Consider the following 2,692-nt stretch of genomic DNA (forward strand, 5'->3'; position numbering starts at 1 on the left):
GAGTGACCGCATCAGGCAACTCACAAATCGAAAAGTTTAACCAAATCTTAGGACACTATCACGACCTACAATCCAAATACTTCACCGCTCAAACTACGGTACGTGATACACAAGTAGGCTACTGGTTTCAACTGACTGAACATCCTGAAATAGACCAACACAGTGGATCAGATCAAGAATTTCTGATTACAGGCAAAAGCTACTATAATCAAAACAACCTTCCCAAAGATCTGAACCAGCAAATTAACCAATTGCTGCAACAAAGCAATTGGCAAAATGCCAATATCCAAACCAATAAAGAAGAACGCCAAGCCAATACACTGACCTTACAACGCCGTAACATCAAAACAGTCCCTGAATATCAACCAGAGCAACACCGACCCACAGTACACCCACAACGCGCTAAAGTGGTAGGGCCAAGCGGTGAAGAAATCCATGTGGATGAATGGGGCCGTGTCAAAGTCCGTTTCTTGTTTACCCGTAGTGAAGACCATAACCACGATGGTGGTGCGGGGGCCAATGACAACGATACCGATTCAGCCTGGGTCGATGTACTGACCCCTTGGGCTGGTGAAGGCTATGGTGCACGCTTCCTGCCACGTATCGATGAAATCGTGGTAATTGACTTCTTTGATGGCAACATTGACCGTCCATTTGTGGTCGGACGCATTCACGAAGCCCATCGCAGTCCAACCAAGTTTGACAATGCCGGCAAGCTGCCAGACACCAAAAAACTGGCAGGGATTAAGTCCAGAGAATATCAGGGCGAAGGTTTTAACCAACTGCGTTTTGATGACACTACAGGTCAGATCAGTGCGCAACTGCAAAGCAGTCATGCTGCCAGCCAGTTGAATCTTGGTAAACTGAGCCACCCAAAAGCTACAGCGGAAAGCGAAGACCGCGGTGAAGGCTTTGAATTGCGTACAGATCAATGGGGTGCAGTACGTGCAGGTGAAGGTTTACTCGTTTCCACGCATAAACAGGATAAGGCGCAAGGTGAACATCTTGATGTACAGCCTGCCAAGCAGCAGCTGGAAGGCAATCAAAACAATGCCAAAGCCTTAAGTGAAGTGGCCAAGAACCAGCAGACCGATGAAATTGAATCCGTTGATCAACTCAAAGAATTCGCTGAGCAGATTCAAGATAAAATTGCTCAATTTAAAAAATCACTATTATTGCTGAACTCACGTGCGGGTATTGGTTTAAGTACCAATGAAGATATTCATTTATCTGCGGATGGGCAGATCAACCAGTTTGCAGGTGATAGTATCAATTTAAGTACACAGAAGAACCTGATTACGCATGCACAAAACAGGATTAGCCTGTTTGCCGCAGAGAGTGGGATTAAGCAGGTTGCTGCCAAAGGTAAGTTTGAGGTTCAGGCTCAATCGGATGGCATGGACTTACTGGCCAAGCAAGGCATTCAGATTATTTCAACCGAAGACCGCATTGAGATCACTAGCCCCAAAGAAATTGTGATTACTGCCGGTGGTTCTCAGATCAAACTGAATGGTTCAGGTATTTTCCCTGTGACCAGTGGCAAGTTTGAAGCAAAAGCAGGGCAGCATTTGTTTATGGATGGGGCAACTATATCACCACAAATGCCTGTTTTGCCTGAAATGGATAACCCCTATATTCTTCAATATTTAGTTAAAAATAAAGAAAATCAGGCATTAATGAAAAGACCTTATCTTCTTATTGATGAAAGTGGGAATATCCAAAAGGGTGTAACGGATAGAAATGGGTTTATGAATTTAAAAACCACGGCTTCAGCTCAATCCCTGACAACAAGGGTCATGGTCAATGAGATTGAAGAAGCTGAAGAAGATGGAAATGCGGAAGAATAAGGAGCAGATATGCATCACAGTCGATTAAAGCTTAATGTACAAGCTCCTTTAAAGTTAAAAGATTTGACATATAAGTTTGTTGTTCATAACAAAAGTACGAATAAACAAACAATTTTTGAAGGCCGTTTTGATGAACAAGGTTTTACTCAATGGTATGAAATTCATAATATAAATACTGTTTTGATTTATGAGGTTTATATTCGGGGAGAGCTACTGCAAAAAATTTCTGCCAAAGCCTATTCAACAAAAAGTAATTGGAGTGCTTTTAGCATAAAAACGATAAGTGTGATTACTAAAAAAGCTACTGAAAACATTAAAGAAATTTATTTAAACGATGGTAAAGTTGGTTGGTATTTGGTTAAACAAAAAGAAACAATGATGGATTGGTCTAAACGAGTATTTAAACGTCCATTAACAAGTTCTGATTGGGATGTTTTAAGAAGTAACAATGCACACATTGAAAATATCGCGCCTATAAAAATTTTAATACCAGGCCAAATTCTTATTTTGTCTAACAGTACTACTGCAAAGGACTTAGCTGATTATCGTGTAAAAGCAAGTCAAGCTGAGTCTAAATTAAAATCGCTGTTAAAAGACTCGAGTTTTGATCCTTTATATTTTGCTAACACATACGATCAATTACAAGAAATAAAGAAACAGAGTGATCTAGTTGGTTTTGTCAAGGAACCCATAACTCCTGATTTTCATGAACTTTTTGCAGAAAATTTAAAAAAAGATCCATTTGTTTTTGCTGCAAAAGAAGGGGTGGATAGCACTGCTGTCCCACAAATATCACAAGAAGAACCTCAATTGAGGTTCTTCTTGTTTTCGCCATTTTTTATCAG

General features: G+C 40.5%; 1 protein-coding gene and 1 pseudogene. Both read left to right on the plus strand.

The annotated features are described in order from the left end of the window. On the plus strand, positions 1-1,847 hold a 1,847-nt coding region (locus A2003_RS10120), incomplete at its 5' end, for a DUF2345 domain-containing protein (RefSeq protein ID WP_286687291.1). 9 nt (positions 1,848-1,856) lie between these two features. After that, positions 1,857-2,692 (plus strand): annotated as a pseudogene (locus A2003_RS10125) (hypothetical protein); the annotation flags it as partial.

This window comes from Acinetobacter sp. GWC1_38_13 (assembly GCF_001767535.1).
In the GTDB taxonomy this organism is placed as follows: domain Bacteria; phylum Pseudomonadota; class Gammaproteobacteria; order Pseudomonadales; family Moraxellaceae; genus Acinetobacter; species Acinetobacter junii.